This is a genomic window from Sphingobacteriales bacterium (assembly GCA_016706405.1).
GTDB lineage: Bacteria > Bacteroidota > Bacteroidia > Chitinophagales > UBA2359 > BJ6.
Window position 1 is genome coordinate 738,872 of the sequence record JADJJT010000002.1, and the last position, 23,616, is coordinate 762,487.

The window sequence follows — 23,616 nt, forward strand, 5'->3', positions numbered from 1 at the left end:
GGGAGAAGACAGCCAGCAATAAAAAACTAACAATAAACACGGTGAATTTAGCCTTACATATTGCCCGCCGATATTTAATATCTAAAAAAAGCACCAATGCTATTAATATTATTAGTATGGTATCGGCTTTGGGTATGATGGTTGGAACAGCCGCTTTAGTTTTAGTTTTATCGGTATTTAATGGTTTTGAAGATATAGTAACCTCGTTATACAATACCTTTAATCCGGATATTAGAGTAGTGCCGAGGCAAGGCAAAGTATTCATTCCGGATGAAACCCAATTAACGGCCATACGAAATCTGCCCGGCGTAAAAGCAGTAGCTACTATTTTAGAAGAAAACAGCTTGGTGCAGTATCGCAATAAAGAGTTTATTTTTAGGCTTAAAGGGGTTGATAATGATTTTGCCGCTGTTACCGCCTTAGATACCGCTTTGGTAGAAGGCGAATTTTTACTTAACCAAGATAGCGTAAATTATGCTGTATTAGGCTTAGGGGTGCGCGATTTGCTGGGTGTAAATATTGATAACCCCTTTAGCCGGCTCAATGTATTTATGCCGCGCCGCAATGCCAACGCACAAACCCCACCCGAACAGGCCTTTGTTGATGCAGCCCTTGAACCGGCAGGCGTTTTTGCCATTCAGCAAGAGTTTGACAGCAAATATATTATTGTGCCTATAATGTTTATGCGCCAACTGCTCAATTACCCCCGCGAAGTTTCGGCGCTTGAAATTGCCCTAACCCAGCCCCAGCAAACGGCACAAGCGCAACAAGCCATAACACAAATTTTAGGACCTGATTTTGAGGTGCGAAACCGCTACCAACAAGATGCCCTGCTTTACAAAGTAATGCGCACCGAAAAATGGGTAGTTTATTTAATATTAACGTTTATTTTATTAGTCGCCGCCTTTAATATTGTGGGCTCGCTAAGTATGTTGGTACTCGAAAAAAGCCGCGATATAGCTATTTTAAAATCGTTGGGTGCGAGTAAGGGGTTTGTGCGGCGTATTTTCTTTTTCGAGGGGTTGTTATTGTCGCTGTTGGGGGCGTTTACGGGCATGGTAATTGCGGTTTTGCTTTGTTTGGCGCAACAAAAATATGGCCTTTTGCAACTTGGGGGCGATTCGTTTTTAATTCAAGCCTATCCGGTAAGTATGCGCTTTAATGATTTTGTGTTGGTATTTGCAACCGTAGTGATAATATCGGTATTTGCCTCGCTGTTGCCGGCAAACCGCGCCGCCCAGCAAGGGCAGTTGCTAAAAGAAGCTTAGTTTTTATAGTATAGCCTAACCTAACTTATAACCTAACAACCTAATGCCAGTTTGTTTGCAGCAGGGCAGTGTTTACTGTTTTGTAAGCACCCACTTATATTTACTATGTTCTCCAAAATCGGTATCTTCAAAAAACCATTCTTGCCGTTCTTTGCTGTTTTCTAAAACAGTAAAAACAAAAAAATTAGAAAAATCAACCAAAACTATTTGAGGGTTATACTGGTGAAACCACTTGCCCTTCATAGTATCTTTTTTAGTGTAAATTATTTTAAAAATATTATTGCTATCAAAAATTACTGTGCCTGAGAAATTGTATTCTTGGTCTAAAACGCCATCTTCGTAGTCTTTTCTGTTTTCGTTAAATACCCAACTGCCTATAATGTTTTCTTTAAAGGTGGTATAATTTGGCACTTCGTCTATATGGCAGTCGTCTTTTTTGCAGGCAAAAAGGGTTAAAAGAAGGGCAAGAATAAGAATTCGCGTCATGATATTTGTTTTAATGTTTTAAGTAAAATTAGTTTTTGGTTAGGGTCCATGTGTCTTTTCTAACTTCATTTTGGTATTCTCGCACTTCTTCCCAAATTTGTTTGTCTGGGGTATTTTTGGAGATAGAAAATGCATGCGCATAATTACTCGTATGATACTCGTCTTTAAAAATTATCACTTGAGGGTTTAATTGGAAATACCATTGGGAGTAATATATATCACCGGTGTAGTTATTTACTTGTTTAGCCGTTTGGTCGTGGTACAGTGTTAAAACATGGTTAATTACAGCTGACTCGTTGTTCAGGGTATCGTCTTTAAAAATTAGCCTTACCATTTTAAGGTCCCACTCGCCATAAATATTGCTGCGCAGGGCGTAGTAATCAGTGGTTTCGTCTATGGGGCAGTCTTCTTTTTTGCAGGCAAAAAGGGTTAAAATAAGGAAAAAAGCAAGTATTCGTATCATATTTGTTTAAAATTTTTGTACTGTGAACAAATAGCTGAGTAATAGGGTAATTACAAGGTTGGATAAATATTAAATCCGGAAAAACGTTTAAATTGGCTTAAATATCCGGAGTTCTGCTTAATTGGTATTATTTTTTGGTCATATTCCATTTATATCGCAGTATATCGGCAATAAGTTTTGGATCTTCGAATTCAAATTCCCAAACTTGGGCTATGGGGCTATTGTAAATTACTTTATTCATTTGTACGGGTCTATAGTTTAAGCCATAAACATCAGGAAAAATCATCATCACAATTTCGGGGTCGTATTGATAAAGCCAGTCAAATTCTTCAAGGTTATTTGTAGATTGATTAAGCTGTGATCCAGTGCCGTTGTCGTTAAAGGTAATGGTTTTTGTATATTTATATTCAAAATAAACAGTATCGGCTCTAATTTCATGAAAAATTTGTTCAATGTCCCATTCGCCCACAATATTATGGCGCAGGTCTTCGATTTGAGTTATTTTTTTGCACGAAACTATCAAGCATATCATAAGCATTAAAACAAAAAAACGGAACATAACAGATTGTTTTAAAATTAAAAAAACAAGGGATTGAGGGCGCACAAATTTACCTCAGATACGCTGTTTTTCATAATTATTGAATAATAATTTTTTCTACGGAAATTGTCTTATGCTCACTTAGAAGGTAAACATAATACATTCCGGATGCTAACGCCGATAAATTTAACTGTTTGGTGTTATATTTTAACGTGAGTTCGGAGATTTACTTAGTAAATTTTAGCAAGATCTACTTGAGGTTTATTGGGGTAAAACTGATAGGCTACCAAGCTAGCGACTATATGGACAAAAGCATTCTGTGGTTTTCTGTGTCTGGTATGTTCTAAGTCAAAACCGAGGCCAAAATATCATTAATGGCTTCAATCATAGGTCTTTTTTTCAATAAGAGCCTTTCTTCTAAAGACATTAGTCTGTTTTTCATATTCTTTTGACCTTGGTAATTATTTTTAGTCCTTTTTCAAAAAAAGTTGTTCCATAAGGTAGTCAAATAGCCTTTATCGCCAAACAACAGCCTGATATTTTCTCTAATAGCTTGTTTAAGAGGTCTTTACTATTGTCTGCCACCTGTCCTGTAGTCAAAGCAAAGTCCACGATTTGTCCTTTGTGATTGACTATCAGGTGGAGCTTAAAGCCGAAAACCACCCCATAGAAGATTTTCCTTTCGAGGCGGTTTGAGCAAAAACTTTATGTTGCTTGGCTCGCAGCATGTCACAAACAGGTAGCGCTTTGGCATCTATGTAATAAATTCCTGTTTTTTCTGCTTGCTGGCAGGTTAATTTGGCTAAAATCGCCATAGGAAGAGCAACCCGTTCTATTAACTCTATAAAATAGTTGTAGGATGGGGCAGTAGGAAAATAGGTCTTTAAGTCATTCAAAACCAATGCTTTATAGTAATATTCAAAACATTTATAGCCCGAATAGTGGTAGAAAATCAGAATCGTAAGTATCTCACTTTCCGAAATTTTGGGCACACTACGAGGCCAGGCATTGTTTTACCTTCGCTAAGCCAATGCTGAGCAACCCATTGTTGCATCAGCAAACAGGCATTATCTACAAAAAAAAATAATTCAAATAACATGGACACATCAAATTTTGTATCTTTGGACTTCATAAAAACAGGGGGTAGTATTTGTTTGCAGTTTTGGACACTACAAAGATAACTATGCTCCTGTTTTTATTCCTATCAACTATACTAATCCCCCTATTTTTTATAGCTTAGCTCCGAATTCACGTTATATTTTAGCGCGCCAACGGTTTCGGTGTATTGTTCGCGCCCTAAAACATCGAATACTTTTATTTTTAGATTGCTTAAGGAGGTATTAAACTGCAACAACAATATGCCTGTTGAGGGGTTGGGGTATAAGAGCACCCCTTTTTGTAGGTGGTTTGGTTTCGATTGATTTTTCCAACTACTACATGGTTCGCAATGTGTTTTCTCATCCCAACCACATGCATACTCAACATAGCACAGCCCTTCATCACAATGATTTTGGCTTTCCCAATCAAATATACTGTATTCGTATCTATCTGCGCAATAAAAGCTACCATGATACTCGCCATCTACTTTACAAGCGGCTTCAAGGCATATATATTTGTTTGCCCCACATGCTTTTTCTAGATTCATTTCATGGTCATAATCAATTGAGTACTCAAGTATTAACTCTGTACCGTCTTGGCAGATGCCTATTTTTTGGCAGCTTTCGTTTATATATTCGCCTGCGTAGCCCAAATATGTAGTTGAAATCACGTCGTTATTTGCCGTACAAATTTCATCAAGATAGTTACAATCTTTAATTACAACGTCTACATCGTAACTTGTTGTGTAGTCTATGCCGTTACAAGTAGTAATTTTTTGACAAGGTTCGGATGTTGTAGTTATAATAGGCTCGTTTGCCGCTACATAAAAGCAATGAGGTCCGCTTGTACAGCCGTTTTTATCTAAAATAGTAGCGCAGTAGGTGCCTTTGTATAAATCGGTAATTTTTGATCCGGTTTTGTTGTTATTGTTCCAAGATACTTTATAAGGGCTTGTGCCGCCAGTGATGTTTAACTCAATACTTCCAACGTTCAATCCGGTACAATTTTCTACAATGGTAGCATCTACTAATATTGTTTGCAGACTACAATCTATAATATCAAAACAGGCTTCGGCTTGGCTACAGCCATCAAATACGGTTAAGCAGTACTGCCCCAATTCTAAGCCGCTTAATATATCAACACAGCCATAAAAAATATACCCATTGGGTCCCTGCCAAACGCAGGTATAATCTTTTGTACCGCCGAAAATTTCAGTTTCAATCATTTTATTGGTGCTGTATGCCTGCCCTGTTATACTTAGAGGGATTGTATTTTGTATGCCTTCGGCGTAGCAATTGCCTTTTTGGGTGTTAAAATTGCCGGGTTCAATTTCAACCTCTTCATTACAGCAGCATAATTCAAATGTTTGTATGTTTGTACATTGCGCCAGGTCTGTAACGGTAACGGTATAGGTGCCAGGGCATAAATTAGTTAGGTCTTGTGTAGTGACGCCATTAGACCATTGGTAGGTATAACCGCCTGCCCCTTTAATTACTTCTATGTCTAATATACCGTCGCATGTTAAGTTGGAGTCGTTGCATATTGAAACGTTTTGTTTATAGGCAAGTACCACTTGTAAAGCACCGTCTCCGCCTACTTCAAAACATTTGTCATAGGTGCAGTTGTCGGCATCTGTTACGGTTACGCAATACACGCCGGGCGATAAATTGCCTCTATAATTTCCTATTGCCCCTTTATCGCCCCATTTATAATTAAAAGGCTCGTGCCCTGTTTCGGGGCAATCAATTTCTACCTCAATTTTGCCATTACCACTACAAACGGCATTGGTTATGGTTGCATTTATGGTACAGTTGGTGCTGCATTGGCAGCGGGACATAAGAAAATAGGCCTCTGCTTTGCCGCATAAATAATCTATAACTTCAACTTTGTAAATACCGGGCAATACATTGGTTAGGTCTTCGCCGTCGTTGGTGCCGGCAACACCATAATTGCCTTGCACAGCCATTTCTATGCCATTTATTACCCTGTACCAAAACACATCGTAGGGGGTAAAACCGCCGTTTATGTGCAAATCTATTTTACCATTTTTACAATCTAAATTATAAGTTGGGGGGCTTATATCGGCGGTTAAAACATCGGCGGCTATTAAATTATTTGAGGCAAATATATATAATAGTATTATTGATAAATATTTTACAACCTGTTTCATAATTATTTTTTTGGTTGAATTGTTTTTAACGAATCTATATTTTTTTGAGTGTTGTTTAGGCTGTTTAAAATAATGGCCAGGTTTTTTTTGTAACAGTTTTCATCTCCGGGGAATTGGGGTTCAAAGGGTTGGGCATTTATGGTTTGTAGTTCGGCTTGTAAATAGTCTTTTTGGTCGCCATATATGGCAAAAATGGTTCTGTTAAAAGACGAGAGCGTATTAGTTTTTTCTTTTTCGGTAATATTGGCGAAATACTTACAACTGTACTTTAATCTGGAGCTTTTCTTTAAAGCGTATTCGCCAATTAGTTTGGGGTAATAATTGTCAGTAAATACAGAAACAGTCATATACATAGGTGCAAGTGTGTAACGATTCAATGAAAGAACAGGGTCGGCATCGACATTGTCAAAAGTTTTATGAATAAATAGGTTTTCCTCCACAACAGCTAACGCTCTAACTGTTTTATATACTTCGAAACTCATGAATCTATAAAATAAACATTTCGACCTGAAAGCATCATACCCTAAAAAGCGACTATAAAACGCCTCAAACATAGCCAAAGAGTCTGCTATTAGTTTTTCTTCTGGGGTCATATTAAAACAATACCCATAGTTGGCGAATGGCGGTGGGGTGTCATCCTCAAGCGTTTTTGACAGTATTGTATCGGTGGGTATTATTTTATCTGAGTCGTTTACTTGTGCTAAAGCAATGGTGGTATTGCAAAATAATATAAGTAGTAGTTTTAAAAAAAGGTGTTTCATAATTTAGTAATTTAATTTGTTGATAATAGTATCAGATGTTTGTATAACCCAAAAATAAAATATATTATCCTGTGCAAATGGAATGTCCGAGTCATTTGCCATTTCAATGGTTATTTCAGCATCAGTATATACCCAGGGACCCGTTGCATCTATATTGCTACTCCCAATTTGATCCCATTTGTTGTTATTTTCATGTTTTTTTCTCTTAACATCAAAATGCTTACCGCCAATTTCGGAATAGCTAATTGCATAAAGTTCTCTGTCTGTGGGCAAATTGTTACTTGTAATATTAATACTGCCGTTACCCGATGTTTCTAAATAACATGTTGGGTAGGTGATAATTTTATCGCCCGGTGTAGCAACAAATTCGGCGTAATGGTATCCAATATTATATTTATTGGCATCGGCAACTTTAGTATCTTTTGCGTAAGTGGCGTAATCAATACTCCAAAAATGTTTATTCGACACCCTGCTTCCAGATAAAACATTACCCTCGAGTTCATTTACTTGATTAAATGACACCCTAAAATATTCTTCAAACGTAACATGTCTAAACCTATATGCCTCTATACCCTGTAAATTACCATCTGAGTCTGCATACGAAGACCTTGCCGTAGAAGGACCGTCAAAAGAATACAAGATTAAAGGGTTTTTGTCTTCATCTATAATATCGCCATAAAGCCAACTGTCATCAGGGTTATTGTCTTTTGGGTCGTCGTTTGCAAAATCTTTCTTTTTTTCCAGCTTTGGAATATTTATGGTTGGTTCAGGCAGGTATTTATTATACACATATCGAAACCCTGTACTCGAGTCTTGCCTTCTTGCACCGTCAAGCGTAATATTAAATTTGCTTATTTCGCTTAAAATAGCCGCTGGCTTTAGCTCAAACTCAAATAATATTCTTCCACCGTTCAAGAGGTCTTCGTTAATGGTATATGGTGGAGAATTAATTTCCTGAAAGCTTCCAAAACCATATCTTGTTAAATCTTTGGCGCGCGCATCATTATTTATTACATTTACTAAAACTGGTTGGTCAAGCCCAGTAAGCAATGCCGGGTCGGGGTCTTCTATTTTACTATCTTCGTCTGAATAAATATTTTTTTTCTCTACCCAAATTGCAGTTGCCGCCACCTTATCTTTTATTTCGTTGTCTATTTTGGCATAAATTTTAATGTCGCGCATAGCAGTACTTACTGCCCGTGCTTCAACAAATAAAGTGGTTATATTGCTCTCGCCCGAAGCGTCTTTTAACGGAAATTCTAAATTTGTTATTTGTGTGCCTTTGGTGTAGCTGTTGTAAAATGCAATATCGCCCTCGTAGGTTAAAGTTACCATACAGTTGCCCGATGAATTTCCGGTTGGTACTATATTAAGTTTCATTAAATCGCATTCATCTTCGCCAAAATCGCTTGCTGTTACTACTTGGTCGTCAATATCAATAGTTTCGTCGCCATCTGTATCGTTTAAATTAGCAACTGTAATGGCGCCATCATCAAATTTATTGCGCGCACCTGAAACAATATTGCCACCCCAGTTTCCCGGCTCTCCGAGGGTGTTTAGTCCATCATAAATATAAAGGTTTACGTTTGCCTTGCACCCGCAGCCTTCGTATTCAAACTCATTTTCGCCCCGTTGTTTTTTAAGGCTGCCATTTTGTGCATACAATATGGGCGGAAATATTAAAAATAAAATAAAATAAAATAAAATAAAATAAAATAAAATAAAATAAAATAACCTTTTGTATGTTTCATAACGAAAAACTTGATTTAAAATTTATTTTAACAAAGAAAAATTACCTTTTAATGCTGTAAAAAACGCTACGCAATTATGTTTGTGGCGTATAAGCCCTATACCCGCCAAAACGCAAATAAACAGGTTTAGCAGCCCAAAGTCCGCAAACAAGGCGGTTTGTAGTATAAAAAAATAAACCCATAGCAAAAAAGTTAGTTGATGATGAAAAATTAGAATTGTTTAACAAAAGTACAGTAATTAACAAACAGTGTGTATATTTTTTTTAAATTTTTTTCTTTTTTTTCCGGATATTTTTAAGAAAACACACCGTAGGGGGTAAAACCGCCGTTTATATGCAAATCTATTTTACCATTTTTACAATCTAAATTATAAGTTGGGGGGCTTATATCGGCGGTTAAAACATCGGCGGCTATTAAATTGGTTGAGAGAAAAATATATAAAAATGTTATTGATAAATATTTTACTACCTGTTTCATAATTATTTTTTTGGTTGAATTGTTTTTAACGAATCTATGTTTTTTTGTGTGTTGTTTAGGCTGTTTAAAATAATGGTCAGGTTTTTTTTGTAGCAGTTTTCGTCTCCGGGGAATTGGGGTTCAAAGGGCTGGGCATTTATGGTTTGTAGTTCGGCTTGTATATAGTCTTTTTTATCGGCGAACAGGGCAAAAATGGTTCTGTTAAAAGACGAGTTTGTATTAGTTTTTTCTTTTTCGGTAATATTGGCGAAATACTTAAATTAGAATTGGTTCTTAAAAACAAAAGTACTGTAAATAATAAACAGTGTATATATTTTTTTTCTTTTTCCGGAGATACCCACCAAAACTTCGTGCGTACATAAACTATCCGCAAATGTAACAACTAAAAAAAAACTCGGGATACAGATTAATTGGTACCCCGAGTTTTTTATTTTGCTGTTACTGATTAGCAACAAAGCAACAAAATTAAATTACCTTTTTAGAGAGTCTCTAATTTCGGTTAATAATTTTTCGGTAGCAGTTGGCTCAGGCGGGGCTGCAGGTGCGGGTGGCGGCGCGTTTTTGGCTTTATTTATAGCTTTAATTACCATAAACATAACCATAGCAACAACTAAAAAGTCAATAAGGGTTACAATAAATGCGCCATAACTAACGGCAACTTCGGCAATGGCAGGCGTTACAACTTTTCCGGTGGCATCTTTAAGTTCGGCAACGCCGGGCGTTAATATCCACTTTAGCGAGCTAAAATCAACGCCGCCAATTAGCTGACCAACTAAAGGCATAACCATACCATCAACAAAAGCGGTGGTAATTTTGCCAAAGGCAGCACCCATTACCATACCAACGGCAATGTCAACTAAATTGCCTTTGAGGGCAAATTCTTTAAATTCGGAAATCATTCCCATAAATGTAGATAGGTTCGTTAAAAAATTAAAAAAAGAAAAAAACAATTGGAATAAGAGGCCTACCTAAAAAGTTGGCCAAAATTAAGACGCAAAATAAATGTTTGGTAATACTGTTAATTTTTTTGCTTGATTTGTTTTAAATGGCAATATGTTTGACCCACGCAAATAATATGGAATACAAGATTAATCTGAAGCGAAAAGAATAAAAAAATATCCGGATAAATAATTATTAGGCGCAGTATTTGCTAAATATCCGGAAAAAAGCCTTACCTTTGCCGCCTTATTAATTCATTTGATCAAAATTTACCCATTTACTCAAGGCAATGCCAAAAATGAAAACCAACTCTTCGGCCAAGAAGAGGTTTCGCGTAACGGCTTCGGGTAAGGTAAAACGCAACCACGCTTACAAAAGCCACCTACTAACCCGCAAAGAAACAAAGCGCAAAAAGCGTTTAATGAAAGCGTCTTTAGTAGCACCCAGCGATATTAAGCGCGTAAAAGCAATGTTACATATATAAATGTTTCGTTGTATTGCTGTTTTATTTTATTAACCACAAAGCCAAAGCTGTTTTTTATTAAAAATAGAATAAACAAATAGCTAAAGTACTTTCTGTAAAATTGGCACCAGAAAGTCACCTGCATAGATGCACTATGTATGGTTTTTTTTCATCTTAAAAAAATATTTAAAAAAATGCCACGTTCTGTAAACAGTGTAGCCTCGCGCGCGCGCCGCAAAAAAGTAATGAAATTGGCGAAGGGCTACTTTGGTCGCCGTAAAAATGTTTGGACGGTTGCCAAAAACGCAATTGAAAAAGGGTTGTTGTACGCCTACCGCGACCGCCGCAATAAAAAACGCAGTTTCCGCAGCCTTTGGATTGTGCGTATTAATGCCGCTGCCCGCGCCGAGGGGCTTAAATACTCGACCCTTATACACCTGCTTTCGCAAAAAGGTATAGCCCTAAACCGCAAAGTGCTTGCCGATTTGGCCATGCACAACCCCGATGCTTTTAAAGCAGTTGTTAATGCAGTAAAATAATATTTAGCTGCTTTTATATGTATTTGTAACAGCAGTTTAGTACTAAATTTATAAATCCGCAGTTGTGGCCATATCTACCATAATTGCGGATTTTTTTTGCCCATTTTATTAAATGCCGCTATTTGTAAACCTCAGTTTATTAAAATAATGTACCTTTGCTGGCCATAGTGCAACATAAATTTGTGCAAATTTCGTTCTCTAACAATATTTATTTTCATCTTCGCAAAGCAAAACCACATATACTTATTTCCCCCCATACAACATGAACAACCAACAAATTAAACACATTATTAAAGCCATTATTGTTTCGAGCATTATAATGGCAATAGTAGTTGCCGGCTACTATTTTGCCCCCGCACATGGTATTAAGCGCGTTTGCGAAATGTTTGGCGGCAATTTGCCTTTTGGCCTCATTCAATACATATCGTATATTACGTTTTTTTGGGCATGGTTCGAAATTTCAGAACGCCTTAGTTTGGTAAACTACGAAGAACAAGCCCTTACTATGCAACTGCTGCCCGAACAAGAACACTGGGTAATTACCCCCGATGACGTAAACGATCTTAAAATCCGGATGATTGAAATGGAAAAAACCAATAAATATCAGGTCATTTCGGTAATAAAACGCGCCTGTACAAAATTTAGAGCGAACAACTCGGTTCCCGAAGTAATGGAAACAGTCGAAAACCAAGTAAAAACCATAGCCTCAGAGGCCGAAACCCACCAATCGAATGTGCGGTTTTTAGCATGGCTTATTCCGTCAATAGGGTTTATAGGCACGGTAATAGGCATTGGGCAATCGTTGGGTATGGCCGAAAAAGCCAGCGACCCCGAAGTAATGGGCGAAATTACTAACGCCATGGAAGTAGCCTTCGACACCACCTTAGTAGCATTAGTATTAAGTATTCCTATAATGTGGTATTACCACCGATTGCAAGAAACCGAAGAACGTTTTTACCTTAAATTAAAAGATTATGTAATGGAAAATTTGGTGAACCGAATCCATTTGCGTTAAATTTATCCGGATTTTTTTATTGTTAACCACCAAATTTTAATTCCATTCCTATAATATGGCTCGTAAAGAAATTCATATAGATTATCACTGGTTTTTGATTTTGTTTTCAAAGGCATTGGGGGCAATGATTATATTGTTTATTATTGTACCCAAACTCACCGGCGATGTGAAATCAAAACTAGAAAAGATAGAGGAATTAGACCAACTAAAAATAGAAGTTCAACAAATAGACAGTTTACTTACTATTATTAAATCGTCAGTTCCGGAAGACGTTTATAAACCCTTAGCCGAAAAAACACAAAGACTACAAAGCAACGTTCAATCGCTCGATGCTCAAGTAAAATCATTACAAAGCTCGTTGGCAAAAGTTGAAAACCAGCGCGTAATACTGCAAGAACGCTCGGCTAAAATGAGTGCCGAAATACAAGCATTGGAAGAAAAAGTGCGCAATAACGACAAAGATAAAGAAGCCATAATTGCGCAGAAAAATAGCCTCGAAAATCAAGTTGAAGTGCTAAAAAAACAAATGGTTGATTGTGACGAAATGCGCAAAACCCTTGAAAGCAAAGGCTCGTTAGAAAAAGAACTTGTAAAACTACAACAAGAAACAGCTACGCAGCTACAAAAAATTAAAGACCTTGAAGACCAATTGGCACAGTCAAAATCGCAAAGTACCAATGCCGATGCATCGGTAAAAAAGAAAGACGACCTAATTAAAGACTTGCAAAAACAATTAGCCGAATGTCAGCCCATTCCTAAAGCCGGATTTGAACTAAAAGATAAAAGTGTGGTGTTTGTTCTCGATATTTCGGGCAGTATGGACGATGAACCCGAACCCGAAAAATTTAACGAACTGCGGGCAGGTATAAAAATGATGATTGCCAATTTTGACGATACCTATAAAGTTGATGTGGTGATTTACTCGAAAAATATTGACGAAGAATATGGCTATAAATACGGCAAATTAGTACCCGTTACCGACAACGTAAAATACGAAATTTACAATTATTTGGCCGGCCTAAAACCGGCAGGTTGTACCCCAACAAAAGAAGTAATGGAGTTTGTATTAAAAGCACCCGCCTATGCTTTGGCAGGTACAATTGTATTGCTTTCTGATGGTATCCCTACAAATAGGGTCTCACGAAACGATTGTGCCGACAAAAACGAACAAGAGTTAAACCAATTAGTAAACGATTTAACTACACTAAATGCCGGAAAACGTGTAATTAACGTAATTGGGGTTGGCAAAGATTTTCGCGACCGCGGTACAAGCCAGCTTAAAGTACGCTTTATGAAAGACCTTGCTAAGCGCAACGAAGGCTTTTATGTTGGTTTTTAATTGTTTGTAGAAAACAAAGGCAATTCAATAAATAATCAGGTTAAATTGGCAAACATACTATTCAAAGAAGTTTGCCAATTTGCTTTTTTAGCATTTACACATAAATTTTTAAAATGAAATTATAACATGTAATTTTATTTAACAAAAAAATTAAAAGAAGCTTAAACCAAAAGACAATTTGCCATTCAAACTAATAGCTTTTTCGGCTTGTTTTTTTAGCCAATTAACAGCTAATAATTTTTACAGCTAAGTACTTAACCTGTTTTTTTTAAAATGAATAAATCAATTTTTATTTTAGTATTATCAATTTTCTGCTTGGCTTTAAGTTCGTGTTCGCGCAATTATGTGCCATTCACCGAAAAACTTTACACTGAAAATAGTTGGAGCGAAAGTGATTTGCAGCGAATTCAATTTTATTTGTCGGATGATATTGTTATCTATCGCCAGCTTAAAGAATCGAGTTCCGAAATTATTTCCGGAAAAATTAAAATGGAGCAAGGCCGTCAAATTGAAGAAATTACTATCCAACGCGGTACGCCCGGCGTGTTGCTCTATACAAAGGGTAAAAATAGTTTTGCCATTAGTTTTGAAGAAGGGCAAGACAGTTGTTACCTCACTTTTGGCCCTAACCCTAACTATGGCAACCAATACCGGGTATTGGCCAACGATTGGACAAAAAAAGTTGGCACAGTGCATTATGCAGGCAAACAATACCAAACCCGACCATTTAGCATTGACGCCTATTTAATGGTAGATATGAAAAAAATTAACAAACTTGATATTGACCGCCGCAAAGCTAAAGGCCGGAAAATTAATTAAGTACTTAATAAATAGCAACCAGCGTTTTTTGTATTTAGCTTAGTCAGTAAATATTTTTTTTCTATATTGTGTTGTATAACGGCTGCTCAGTTTTGAGCAGCCGTTTTTTTTATTTTATCCGGCTTTGATTGCTTGATTGAAAACTATTTTTCAGCGTAGCTCAAATCCAAACTGCTATCATCCGGATGAATTGCCCAAGCTAATTGAGTGCAAACAAAAGTAATCAAGCCTATCTTTTTCATCACGTCAGCATAAAATCAGCATCTTTATCTAACTGGTGTTCCATAAGATAACGCAACCCTTCTGAAATAGGCATATTGTTAAAAATTATATTATACAAAGATTCGGTAATTGGTGCTTGAATATGATAGTTTTCAATAAGACCTCGCGCCAATTTTATAGTTTTTACACCTTCGGCCACTTCGCCAAGTTGGGCAATAATATCGGGCAAGGTTTTGCCTTGCGACAATTGGTAGCCAACCGTATAATTACGACTTAAACTACTGCTACAGGTTGCCACTAAATCGCCTATACCTGCCAAACCCATAAAAGCGTGCGCTTCGGCGCCTAAGGCTTGCCCCAGTTTAACCATTTCGCCTAAGCCACGTGTTATTAACATGGCGCGCGTGTTTTCGCCAAAGCCAAGCCCGCTTAACATACCCGAGCCAATTGCCATAATATTTTTAAGCACACCCGCCAGTTCAATGCCGGTAATATCGTGGCTACCGTACACCTTAAAGCGTTCGCTTTTTAGTGCAGTTTTTCCTAATTCAATGACCTCGTCAAAACGACTTGCAATAACGGTGGCCGTAGGCTGTCCGGCTGCAATTTCGCGGGCAAGGTTAGGCCCCGACAAACAACCAACCCTAATTACTACACTTTGCTGGCAAATTAAATCGCTCATGGTTTTAATATGTTCGCGGCTCAATTTCTGAATTTTTCCATCGTTTGATGAGGAGTAATTAAGATGTTGTATATTTAATCCTTTTGTGCCATGTATTAAAACATGGTCGGGGCGCAGCCATTTTGCCAACGAGTTAATCATGCCTTTAAACTCGTCAGAAGGTATAACAGGAAACAATAGTTGGCAGTTTTGGCAAAGCTGGGCGGCATCTAAAATTGGCTGAATATTAGGGTGCATTTTTTGCCCGCGGTGCTCGCCAGTATTTAGTATATTGTTTACTACCTCGGGCTTGCGCACTAACAGCAATACTTTGCCGTTATGGGCAATTAAATTAGCAATGGCCGTACCAAAACTACCGCCTCCTATTACACCGTATGTCATGTGTTGGTTGTAATTATAAATTTATGTATTTTTATAATGATGGTGTTGCTTAATAAGTTTTTTACAAGTAAACGTGCGTTCTAAACCCCAAAAATTTGTTTTAAACAAGCCCAAAGCTGTTGTTTTTTAATTTTGTTGGCCATCAAATCGTCAAGACTGCAAGATTGCAAATAAAATATACTATTTATTTTTATGGGAGAAAATTCAGTGAGGTTAAAATTTACACCAAATTGATGCGCCGGTACACCAAAACCAATAACGGCTTTAACACTGTTTTTCCGGATTAAATTTGCCAAACCAAAACCGTAATTATTAAGCACAAACGGGTGAATATTTAGTAATAAAGCCTTCTCGACAGGTATTTTAACCGCCTCTACTATGCGAGTTAATTGCAAGTAGTTTTCCGAAGGCAAATTGGCATTAAAATCCTCCGGATATTGGTACAGCACAATTACTTCGTAAGTCGAATTTTGACTAATATCATCCTTAAAATTAGGCAAAACATAAACACCATCCGGATATAAACTTGCGATATTGTTTTTAATTACCATGTCAAAATTTGTTCAAATAAATAAAAAAACAGTACAGAACTTAAATTTTTTTAAAAAAGAAGCGACTTCTGATAAATAGACGTTAACTTTGAACTTTAAATATTATTGTTTGTTTACATTATAGCAGTTAAAGTATTTTAGCGATCTTCGTCTTATAAAAATAGTTGAAAAAATTAAACTACACAACACCTATAACAAGAGCAAAAATAAGGCAAATTATGCTGCGAGTAACTTTTTTCTGATAAATTACACCACTAATTGCCATATACTAATTGTAGTAGTTAAATATTATCCGGATAAATAGTTTCTTGCCTTTTAAGATTGTATCTTTGCAACACACTTGAAAAAAAGAAATACGCCTTACTTTTTCGCATAACATTAATTTTTACCTAAAAACAAAACTAATCATTATGAGTACCGATGTCATAACCGCCATCAAAACTACCCGAACTACTAAATCGAGGTTAGCAGAGACTGATTTTAATAATATTCCGTTTGGCAAAGTAATGTCAGACCATATGCTAATGATGGACTTTGATGGCGAACAGTGGCAAACCCCCGAAATACTACCGTTTGGGCCTATACCAATGAGCCCGGCCAGTTCGTGTTTACATTACGGACAGGCAATTTTTGAAGGCATGAAAGCGCACCGAAGCACGGTAAACGAAAATGACATTTTTTTGTTTAGACCACAAGACAACGCAGAACGTCTTAATAAATCGGCGGTGCGTATGGGTATGCCTCAAATTGACGTGCCGTATTTTATTAAATTACTCGCTGAATTGGTGCGCCTTGACCACAAATGGGTGCCAAGCTCGCCCGATTCATCGTTGTATATACGGCCTTTTATGATTTCGACTGACCCGTTTATTGGTGTACGACCTTCAAAAACACATCGTTTATTTATATTAACTTCGCCTTCGGGGCCTTATTATAACGAGCCGGTGCGCGTAAAAGCAGCCGAAAAATACGTCCGGGCCTTTCCGGGTGGAACGGGCGATGTTAAAGCCGCCGGAAACTACGGCGCAACCATGTACCCCTCTATGTTAGCAAAATCTGAAGGTTACCACCAAGTTTTATGGATGGATGCCCAAGAATTTAAATACGTTGAAGAAATTGGCACCATGAACGTATTTTTTGTAATTGACGATGTAGTAGTTACCCCCAAACTAACCGGAACTTTGCTTCCGGGCGTTACCCGCGACAGCGTAATTCAAATATTTAGAGATATGGGCAAAACAGTAGAAGAACGCCTTGTTAGCATTGACGAGTTAATAGATGCAAACAACAAAGGTCTATTACAAGATGCGTTTGGTTCGGGAACCGCCGCAACAATTGCCCCCATTGCTGAAATTGGTTATAAAGACACCCACCATACTTTATTGCCCGTGGCAAAACGCATCTACTCAAAATTATTGACAGAAAAAATAGAAGCCGCCAAACGCGGTGCCTTGCCCCAATATCATAAATGGTTGGTAAAGGTTTAAAAATAAAAAAGTTTTGCCCGAAATACCATTAGGCGGGCAGTTTAACCACCCTTGCAACCTGCAGGCAATATAGCAGTGCTTTACTTGAATTTTCATTTTGTTTGAAGTTCAAGTAAAGCATTGTTGCGTTTGATACCTACGCCCCAGCCCTTGCTAATTGTAATATAAAAACAACTCGTGAAGCACGCAGTTATCTGTTAAAATTTTCCAGAAGTTTACTGCTATAAAAACACGAATCGCCTTGTTTAAATTTTTTACAGCGGTATTATAACAAGCGTTTTGTAGTTCACATTATCAAATTGTAACTTTGTGGCTGTTTTACCTAACAAACGATGGATTTACAAGCCCTGCTCACCCTATACCGCCGCGATGCCCGCACTATGCAAATTGCCCAAATTGCTACGAGTGTTGAGGCCAATACCCGCATTTATTTAAACGGATTAGTAGGTTCGCAAAGTGCGTTAGTGGCCGTGGCCACCTGGCTTGAAGCACGGCAAACGCATTTATTTGTTTTAGAAAATAAAGAAACAGCGGCTTATTTTCAAAACGACCTCACGCAGTTATTAGAGCAACATAAAGATGCCCTTTTTTTTCCGGATTCCTTTAAAAAACCCGGATTTTTTGAAGAAGTCAACAGAAGTAATGTTTTGCTGCGAACCGAAACCATAAGCCGCTTGGTACATAGCTATACAACAGGCGAGTTAATAGTTACCTACCCCGAAGCTTTGTTTGAAAAAGTAGTAAATACAAAAGCATTAGACCAAAACACCCTTCATATTGAGGTTAATTTAACCTTAGATACCGGTTTTATGACCGAATTTTTATCCGGATATGGTTTTGAATATCAAGATTTTGTGGCCGAACCAGGGCAGTTCTCTATTCGCGGGGGTATTATTGACGTTTTTTCTTACGGCAACGACCTGCCTTACCGGATTGAGTTGTTCGGCAACGAGGTCGAAAGTATCCGGGTATTTGACCCACTTACCCAGCTATCTGTTAAAAAAATTGCCAAAGTAACAATCATTCCTAATATTCAAACGCAATTTAATACCTCCGATAAAGTTTCTTTGTTTCAAATACTACCTCCAAATACCATTGTATGGATAAAAAGTATTGAAAGCTTACTACATACAGCCGACAGCTGCCAGCAACGCCTGCCGCAAACCCTCGAAAAACTTCCTCCTAAAACCTCGCAGTATGCCGACGAACACCACCCATTATACCAACCTGAGCCATTAGAGGCGTTTAACAAACCAAACGATTTGCTGAGTCATATAATGGATTTTTCTATCATTGAGTTTGGCACGCAACCCTATTTTACTAATACTAAAAATAACGTTAGCAATACTACCAGCACCATTATTGATTATCCGGCAACACCACAGCCCTCCTTCAATAAAAACTTTGAGTTGCTTATTGCAAATCTCAAAGCAAATCATAAAAAGAATATCGTAAATGTATTATTTGCCGGCACCCCAAGGCAAGTAAATCGATTTAACGCTATTTTTGACGACCTAAAAACAAAAGTGCCCTATTATCCTTTAGTACAAGCCCTTACCGAAGGTTTTACCGACCAATTGCTGGGTGTAGCTTGTTATACCGACCATCAAATATTTAACCGTTATTATAAATACCAAATTAAACAAGGATACTCAAAAGACAAGGCCATGAGTGTCCGGATGCTGCGCGACTTGCAACCCCGCGACTATGTTACCCATATTGACCACGGTATCGGCATTTATGCGGGCTTGGTTAAACTCGAAATTAATGGGCAAACACAAGAAGTTATTAAAATATTTTATAAAGACAACGATGTATTGTATGTAAATATTAACTCGCTGCATAAAGTATCAAAATACATAGGTAAAGAGGGGCAACAACCTAAAATTAATAGAATTGGCTCTGATGCTTGGGCAACCCTTAAGCGCAAAGCAAAAACGCAAATTAAAGATATTGCCGCCGACCTTATTAAATTATATGCCGCTCGAAAAGCAACCAAGGGATTTGCTTTTAACCCCGATACTTATTTGCAAACCGAGTTAGAGGCATCATTTATTTACGAAGATACGCCCGACCAAATAAAAGCTACCGCCGAAGTAAAAGCCGATATGGAAAACCAAGTACCTATGGACAGATTAGTTTGTGGCGATGTAGGCTTTGGTAAAACTGAAATTGCCATCCGTGCGGCTGCAAAAGCCATTGCCGATAGTAAACAAGTGGCCGTATTAGCACCAACTACCATATTAACCTCGCAACATTACCAAACTTTTGCCGACCGTTTAAAAGATTTTCCCTGTAAAGTAGGCCTGCTAAATCGGTTTAGAACAGCCAAAGAGCGTACCGAAACCCTAAAACAAACCGCCGAAGGCAAAATTGATATTTTAATAGGTACCCATGCGCTGCTAAGTGAAACGGTTAAATTTAAAGACCTCGGCTTGCTTATTATTGACGAAGAACAAAAGTTTGGTGTGGCTGCCAAAGAAAAACTGCGGAACCGGAAAGTAAATGTTGACACCCTTACCCTTACAGCAACTCCAATACCGCGTACCCTTCAGTTTTCGTTAATGGCAGCACGCGACCTAACTGTTATTGCCACCCCACCCCCAAACAGGCAGCCAGTACAAACCGAACTTACTAATTTTGATGATGACAGAATACGCGATGCCATAAATTACGAGGTAGGTCGCGCCGGACAAGTTTTTTTTGTACATAACCGCGTCAAAGATTTGCCCTCGTTGGCCGAAACTATTAAACGGCTATGCCCCGATATTGATGTAGGAATAGCACACGGCCAAATGGAAGGTAAAGACCTTGAAAACCACATGATGAAATTTATTAAAGGCGGGTACGATGTGTTGGTTTCTACCAATATTGTTGAAGCCGGATTAGACGTGCCCAATGCCAATACCATATTTATTAGCAATGCACACCAATTTGGCCTCAGCGACTTACACCAACTGCGCGGGCGCGTGGGGCGCAGCAACCGAAAAGCATTTTGTTATTTGATGACACCAGGGTTTTATGGCTTGCCCGATGATGCTCGCCGCCGTCTTAAAGCTATTGAACAGTTTAGTGAATTGGGCAGCGGTTTCGATATTGCCATGCGCGACCTCGATATACGTGGAGCAGGTAATTTGCTGGGTGCCGAGCAAAGCGGATTTATTGCCGATATTGGCTTTGACATGTATCAAAAAATATTAGCCGAAGCAATTTCCGAACTTAAAGAAACCGATTTTATAGACCTCTTTCAAAAGGAAACGATTGCCAAACGCGATTTTGTACGCGATTGCCAAATTGATACCGATATAGAAATGTTAATTCCGGATGAATATATTAGTAATATTAACGAACGACTATTGCTTTATACCGAGCTCGACAATATCAAAGATGAAAACTCGCTGCAAAAATTTGCCGACTCGCTGCGCGACCGTTTTGGCCCCATTGCAAAGCCTGTTGTTGAGTTGTTTGAAGGGGTACGCCTAAGATGGCTGGCAAAAAAATTAGGATTCGAACGTATTTCATTAAAATTGCACAAATTAAGATGCTATTTTGTAGAAAATCAACAGTCGGCCTACTACGCATCGGAGGTTTTTGGCGGTTTACTAAACTATGCACAGCAAAGCGCCGGAAAAGTTCATTTTAAAGAAACCAATAAACATTTTATGGTGGTAATTGACGAGGTGCGAACCATGAAACAAGCACATGAGTTTTTGCAAGACATGGATAAATTTGTGCTCCAAAATACCAATACTGAAATATAATAAGCCAACTAAAACAAAATGCAAATATATAATTTATGCCTTACGAAATTGAACGCAAATTTTTGGTTACCAATAATAGCTGGCAAAGTTTGGCAACCGATTTTGATTTTTTAGAGCAAGGTTATTTGTTTGTAAACGCTCAAAAAACTTTGCGGGTGCGAATTATTAACCACAAAAAAGCATTTTTGGGCTTTAAAGCTGCCATTGATGCTGGGTTAATTTGTTTAGGTAGTATGGAAGCAACGATAATAAAAATCCGGAACACTTTTATTGAGATTAACCCATTTTAAGTGTTCCGGATTTTAATGCCGTTCAATCTATTTATCCAGATTAAGCTAACGGCTAACAAAACTTACTATGTTTCAGTAGAGTTAATATGTTGCAGTCAATTTTCCGGATATAAAAGATGTACTTGGTCTATAATTTTTTAGAAACGAGGACAGTATAGTTTCATTTTCTTTTGACATTCGGGCAAACGTCCAACATAATTTAATGCTAACTCAAAACCACCCTGACTTGATGATGCTACTTTAAGGTCAGAAACGTTAATATCGTAGGATAGGCCAAGACGGAAATTTTGGTAGTCAGCACCTACAACTAAGATAACGGCATCCTGAACGCGGTACCAGCCGCCCAAATATACACCTGCGCCAGGTCCCGAGTAGCGGTCGCCGCCAAAATGGTAGCCCAAGGCAGCGCCGGCGTTAATTTCTTGGCTTCCGGTTTGTTGCATAAATAATATGCTGGGCGAAATGCTAAACTGTTCGTTTAAAAAGAACGAGCCGCCACCATGCACAACCAAGCGTGGGTCAAGTTTATTAACAGGTACAGTACCGTTATTATCTAAAAATTGTTCGGTAGGTTTTGTAAAGTGGTTATAGGCACCGCCTAGGTAAAAATTAACCTGGTCGTTAACAGCAGCAGTAAACAAGCCACCACCTCTAAAGTCTAAATAGCTAAAACTGGTGTTTGCTATAGGCTCGCCATTAGGCAAAGTAGGGTCGGCTTGAAATTCGTCGTTAATTTGGTTGCCAAAAATCAATTTGTTAAAGTCAACGCTTTTTTGTGTAAAACCAGCTTGCCCACCTAAAGCTAAAACGTAGCGTTTTTCGGGGTCAAAACCTTTGTGGTAAGCTACCGAGAAAAGGCCAGTTAGTTCGTTAAGGTTGCCATCACCAGCGCGGTCGTTATAAAAGGCCAAACCCAAACCCACGTGGTCAATACCTAATTGGCATTGCAATACAGATATGTCAAACGAACCAGCAATAGTAGAGTAAGGTGCAGGAATAGATGACCATTGGTTGCGGTAGTTCACAGCAGCCCGGTAACCACCTGCTATATTGCCCGTCATGGCCGGATTTAAGGTTAGTGGCGAAGCGTAAAATTGCGAAAAGTGAATGTCTTGCGCATGACTAAGTTCCATAGCCAGCAATAGTATAGCAACAGCAGCTAAACGTGTAAAAATGGTGCGCATAAGTTGTATTAATTTAAAATAATTATTTGTTTATTATTGACTTGAAAATTGTTTTAATTTATTACCATATAATTTGTAAATACATTTTGGAAAGGCAAAAATAGTAAATTTTATTATTGTGGCAATCTAATATTGATTTTATTAACGAAGATATTGCAATTTTAGTGTGTTTACAAGGTAGGACGGTTTAACTTTTTTTAAGAAACGCTATAAACAGCTTTTATAGTTGCCTTAACTTTGAGAAAAAAAACAAAATATTGCAAATTTGGCAGCAAGGTAGCATTAATATTACAGTTGTATTAAGTTTTAGAACCTTTTTTTTGTTTTTCTATGCTAAAGTACACTTAAAACGAATACTAACTTATATTCGCGCTTGCTTTTTATACAAAATAGCATTTTGACGACCAAATTTTGATTTTATTAATAAATTACAGCTATATTTTATGGCAAGTTTAACAGATTTTAAAGCCATTGTCCGCTACGAAATTGCCTGGGGCGAAATGGATGCCTTAGGACATGTAAACAATGCAGTTTATTTTAGATATTTTGAAACTGCCCGGATGAAATATTTTACAGATGCGGCTTTATTTAAGGTTCTAACAGCCAACAACCCAAATATAGGCCCCATTTTAGCACATACATCGTGCAAATTTATTCAACCTTTAATCTATCCGGATACCATAAATGTAGGTGTACGGATAATGAATTTAGGCCATACCAGTTTTACAATGCAGCATATTATTATTTCCGATAAGTTGGGATTAGTAGCAACCGGCGAGGCTGTAGTGGTGATTTATGATTATATGTTAAAGGAAAAAGTACAACTAACACCATCTTTTATAGATGCCCTCGAAACATTTGAAGGCCGATTGCTGCGTTAATAACCGACGAGGCGACAAAATTATTTTGTAATGCAACTTTATAACTGTTAC

25 protein-coding genes are annotated in these 23,616 nt (G+C 37.8%); 10 read left to right on the forward strand and 15 right to left on the reverse strand.

The window, feature by feature from the left end:
* The first annotated feature begins 41 nt into the window (after positions 1–41).
* Positions 42–1,268 carry an ABC transporter permease gene (locus tag IPI59_09220; GenBank protein ID MBK7527713.1) on the forward strand — a complete coding sequence of 409 codons (1,227 nt, stop codon included), beginning with the start codon at positions 42–44 and terminating at the stop codon, positions 1,266–1,268.
* Between the two features lie 72 nt (positions 1,269–1,340).
* On the opposite strand, the gene IPI59_09225 is transcribed toward IPI59_09220, so the two are convergent.
* From IPI59_09225 to mscL, 12 genes are all read right to left on the reverse strand, one after another.
* Positions 1,341–1,754 carry a hypothetical protein gene (locus tag IPI59_09225; GenBank protein ID MBK7527714.1) on the reverse strand — a complete coding sequence of 138 codons (414 nt, stop codon included), beginning with the start codon at positions 1,752–1,754 and terminating at the stop codon, positions 1,341–1,343.
* 28 nt (positions 1,755–1,782) lie between these two features.
* A complete protein-coding gene (locus tag IPI59_09230; protein ID MBK7527715.1) occupies positions 1,783–2,217 on the reverse strand; it encodes a hypothetical protein in 435 nt (144 codons plus the stop codon).
* A gap of 127 nt (positions 2,218–2,344) precedes the next feature.
* Complete coding sequence (locus IPI59_09235; protein ID MBK7527716.1) at positions 2,345–2,776, reverse strand: hypothetical protein; 432 nt, start codon at positions 2,774–2,776, stop codon at positions 2,345–2,347.
* 76 nt (positions 2,777–2,852) lie between these two features.
* Positions 2,853–2,981 (reverse strand): T9SS type A sorting domain-containing protein, encoded by a 129-nt coding sequence (locus IPI59_09240; GenBank protein ID MBK7527717.1) that lies wholly within the window; start codon positions 2,979–2,981, stop codon positions 2,853–2,855.
* 117 nt (positions 2,982–3,098) lie between these two features.
* On the reverse strand, positions 3,099–3,197 hold the full coding sequence (locus IPI59_09245; GenBank protein ID MBK7527718.1) for a hypothetical protein: 99 nt from the start codon (positions 3,195–3,197) through the stop codon (positions 3,099–3,101).
* 62 nt (positions 3,198–3,259) lie between these two features.
* Entirely contained in the window at positions 3,260–3,418 is a 159-nt protein-coding gene (locus tag IPI59_09250; GenBank protein ID MBK7527719.1) for a hypothetical protein, read from the reverse strand.
* Positions 3,391–3,747 carry a hypothetical protein gene (locus IPI59_09255; protein ID MBK7527720.1) on the reverse strand — a complete coding sequence of 119 codons (357 nt, stop codon included), beginning with the start codon at positions 3,745–3,747 and terminating at the stop codon, positions 3,391–3,393. Before IPI59_09255 ends, IPI59_09250 begins: the two co-directional genes overlap by 28 nt.
* 230 nt (positions 3,748–3,977) lie before the next feature.
* Positions 3,978–6,023: a hypothetical protein gene (locus IPI59_09260; GenBank protein MBK7527721.1), complete on the reverse strand. Its 2,046-nt coding sequence runs from the start codon at positions 6,021–6,023 to the stop codon at positions 3,978–3,980.
* Positions 6,024–6,025: 2 nt separating this feature from the next.
* Positions 6,026–6,784 (reverse strand): hypothetical protein, encoded by a 759-nt coding sequence (locus tag IPI59_09265; protein ID MBK7527722.1) that lies wholly within the window; start codon positions 6,782–6,784, stop codon positions 6,026–6,028.
* 3 nt (positions 6,785–6,787) lie between these two features.
* Positions 6,788–8,449 (reverse strand): hypothetical protein, encoded by a 1,662-nt coding sequence (locus tag IPI59_09270; protein ID MBK7527723.1) that lies wholly within the window; start codon positions 8,447–8,449, stop codon positions 6,788–6,790.
* A 380-nt stretch (positions 8,450–8,829) separates the two neighbouring features.
* A complete protein-coding gene (locus IPI59_09275; protein MBK7527724.1) occupies positions 8,830–9,012 on the reverse strand; it encodes a hypothetical protein in 183 nt (60 codons plus the stop codon).
* A 470-nt stretch (positions 9,013–9,482) separates the two neighbouring features.
* Positions 9,483–9,917, reverse strand: coding sequence for a large-conductance mechanosensitive channel protein MscL (gene mscL, locus IPI59_09280; GenBank protein MBK7527725.1), 435 nt, complete (start codon positions 9,915–9,917; stop codon positions 9,483–9,485).
* A gap of 323 nt (positions 9,918–10,240) precedes the next feature.
* On the opposite strand from mscL, the gene rpmI reads away from it, so the two are divergent.
* From rpmI to IPI59_09305, 5 genes are all read left to right on the forward strand, one after another.
* Complete coding sequence (gene rpmI / locus IPI59_09285; GenBank protein ID MBK7527726.1) at positions 10,241–10,435, forward strand: 50S ribosomal protein L35; 195 nt, start codon at positions 10,241–10,243, stop codon at positions 10,433–10,435.
* Positions 10,436–10,608: 173 nt separating this feature from the next.
* Positions 10,609–10,953, forward strand: a complete 345-nt coding sequence (rplT, locus tag IPI59_09290; protein ID MBK7527727.1) for a 50S ribosomal protein L20 — start codon at positions 10,609–10,611, stop codon at positions 10,951–10,953.
* Positions 10,954–11,215: 262 nt separating this feature from the next.
* Positions 11,216–11,968, forward strand: coding sequence for a MotA/TolQ/ExbB proton channel family protein (locus IPI59_09295; protein ID MBK7527728.1), 753 nt, complete (start codon positions 11,216–11,218; stop codon positions 11,966–11,968).
* Between the two features lie 55 nt (positions 11,969–12,023).
* On the forward strand, positions 12,024–13,307 hold the full coding sequence (locus IPI59_09300; protein MBK7527729.1) for a VWA domain-containing protein: 1,284 nt from the start codon (positions 12,024–12,026) through the stop codon (positions 13,305–13,307).
* Positions 13,308–13,580: 273 nt separating this feature from the next.
* The gene (locus IPI59_09305) at positions 13,581–14,126 is read left to right on the forward strand and encodes a hypothetical protein (protein MBK7527730.1); all 546 of its coding nucleotides are present in this window, start codon (positions 13,581–13,583) and stop codon (positions 14,124–14,126) included.
* A 241-nt stretch (positions 14,127–14,367) separates the two neighbouring features.
* Here IPI59_09305 and IPI59_09310 read toward each other — a convergent pair whose 3' ends face one another.
* Entirely contained in the window at positions 14,368–15,411 is a 1,044-nt protein-coding gene (locus IPI59_09310; protein MBK7527731.1) for an NAD(P)-dependent glycerol-3-phosphate dehydrogenase, read from the reverse strand.
* 80 nt (positions 15,412–15,491) lie between these two features.
* Positions 15,492–15,962, reverse strand: a complete 471-nt coding sequence (locus IPI59_09315) for a hypothetical protein (GenBank protein ID MBK7527732.1) — start codon at positions 15,960–15,962, stop codon at positions 15,492–15,494.
* Positions 15,963–16,372: 410 nt separating this feature from the next.
* Between IPI59_09315 and IPI59_09320 the strand changes: the two genes are divergently transcribed.
* The 3 genes from IPI59_09320 (at position 16,373) to IPI59_09330 (ending at position 21,500) form a co-directional block, all read left to right on the forward strand.
* The gene (locus IPI59_09320; protein ID MBK7527733.1) at positions 16,373–17,449 is read left to right on the forward strand and encodes a branched-chain amino acid aminotransferase; all 1,077 of its coding nucleotides are present in this window, start codon (positions 16,373–16,375) and stop codon (positions 17,447–17,449) included.
* A gap of 332 nt (positions 17,450–17,781) precedes the next feature.
* Positions 17,782–21,210 (forward strand): transcription-repair coupling factor, encoded by a 3,429-nt coding sequence (gene mfd, locus IPI59_09325; GenBank protein ID MBK7527734.1) that lies wholly within the window; start codon positions 17,782–17,784, stop codon positions 21,208–21,210.
* Positions 21,211–21,245: 35 nt separating this feature from the next.
* Positions 21,246–21,500, forward strand: coding sequence for a hypothetical protein (locus tag IPI59_09330; GenBank protein ID MBK7527735.1), 255 nt, complete (start codon positions 21,246–21,248; stop codon positions 21,498–21,500).
* 137 nt (positions 21,501–21,637) lie between these two features.
* On the opposite strand, the gene IPI59_09335 is transcribed toward IPI59_09330, so the two are convergent.
* The gene (locus tag IPI59_09335; protein ID MBK7527736.1) at positions 21,638–22,684 is read right to left on the reverse strand and encodes a PorP/SprF family type IX secretion system membrane protein; all 1,047 of its coding nucleotides are present in this window, start codon (positions 22,682–22,684) and stop codon (positions 21,638–21,640) included.
* 443 nt (positions 22,685–23,127) lie between these two features.
* On the opposite strand from IPI59_09335, the gene IPI59_09340 reads away from it, so the two are divergent.
* Positions 23,128–23,565 carry an acyl-CoA thioesterase gene (locus IPI59_09340; protein MBK7527737.1) on the forward strand — a complete coding sequence of 146 codons (438 nt, stop codon included), beginning with the start codon at positions 23,128–23,130 and terminating at the stop codon, positions 23,563–23,565.
* Positions 23,566–23,616 lie beyond the last annotated feature (51 nt).

Coding starts and splice junctions, on each gene's coding strand:
- rpmI (MBK7527726.1), top strand. CDS start 10,241: ATGCCAAAAATGAAAACCAACTCTTCGGCCAAGAAGAGGTTTCGCGTA.
- IPI59_09230 (MBK7527715.1), bottom strand. CDS start 2,217: ATGATACGAATACTTGCTTTTTTCCTTATTTTAACCCTTTTTGCCTGC.
- rplT (MBK7527727.1), top strand. CDS start 10,609: ATGCCACGTTCTGTAAACAGTGTAGCCTCGCGCGCGCGCCGCAAAAAA.
- IPI59_09340 (MBK7527737.1), top strand. CDS start 23,128: ATGGCAAGTTTAACAGATTTTAAAGCCATTGTCCGCTACGAAATTGCC.
- IPI59_09315 (MBK7527732.1), bottom strand. CDS start 15,962: ATGGTAATTAAAAACAATATCGCAAGTTTATATCCGGATGGTGTTTAT.
- IPI59_09310 (MBK7527731.1), bottom strand. CDS start 15,411: ATGACATACGGTGTAATAGGAGGCGGTAGTTTTGGTACGGCCATTGCT.
- IPI59_09225 (MBK7527714.1), bottom strand. CDS start 1,754: ATGACGCGAATTCTTATTCTTGCCCTTCTTTTAACCCTTTTTGCCTGC.
- IPI59_09235 (MBK7527716.1), bottom strand. CDS start 2,776: ATGTTCCGTTTTTTTGTTTTAATGCTTATGATATGCTTGATAGTTTCG.
- IPI59_09300 (MBK7527729.1), top strand. CDS start 12,024: ATGGCTCGTAAAGAAATTCATATAGATTATCACTGGTTTTTGATTTTG.
- IPI59_09275 (MBK7527724.1), bottom strand. CDS start 9,012: ATGAAACAGGTAGTAAAATATTTATCAATAACATTTTTATATATTTTT.
- IPI59_09335 (MBK7527736.1), bottom strand. CDS start 22,684: ATGCGCACCATTTTTACACGTTTAGCTGCTGTTGCTATACTATTGCTG.
- mfd (MBK7527734.1), top strand. CDS start 17,782: ATGGATTTACAAGCCCTGCTCACCCTATACCGCCGCGATGCCCGCACT.
- mscL (MBK7527725.1), bottom strand. CDS start 9,917: ATGGGAATGATTTCCGAATTTAAAGAATTTGCCCTCAAAGGCAATTTA.
- IPI59_09260 (MBK7527721.1), bottom strand. CDS start 6,023: ATGAAACAGGTTGTAAAATATTTATCAATAATACTATTATATATATTT.
- IPI59_09245 (MBK7527718.1), bottom strand. CDS start 3,197: ATGAAAAACAGACTAATGTCTTTAGAAGAAAGGCTCTTATTGAAAAAA.
- IPI59_09295 (MBK7527728.1), top strand. CDS start 11,216: ATGAACAACCAACAAATTAAACACATTATTAAAGCCATTATTGTTTCG.
- IPI59_09265 (MBK7527722.1), bottom strand. CDS start 6,784: ATGAAACACCTTTTTTTAAAACTACTACTTATATTATTTTGCAATACC.
- IPI59_09305 (MBK7527730.1), top strand. CDS start 13,581: ATGAATAAATCAATTTTTATTTTAGTATTATCAATTTTCTGCTTGGCT.
- IPI59_09320 (MBK7527733.1), top strand. CDS start 16,373: ATGAGTACCGATGTCATAACCGCCATCAAAACTACCCGAACTACTAAA.
- IPI59_09330 (MBK7527735.1), top strand. CDS start 21,246: ATGCCTTACGAAATTGAACGCAAATTTTTGGTTACCAATAATAGCTGG.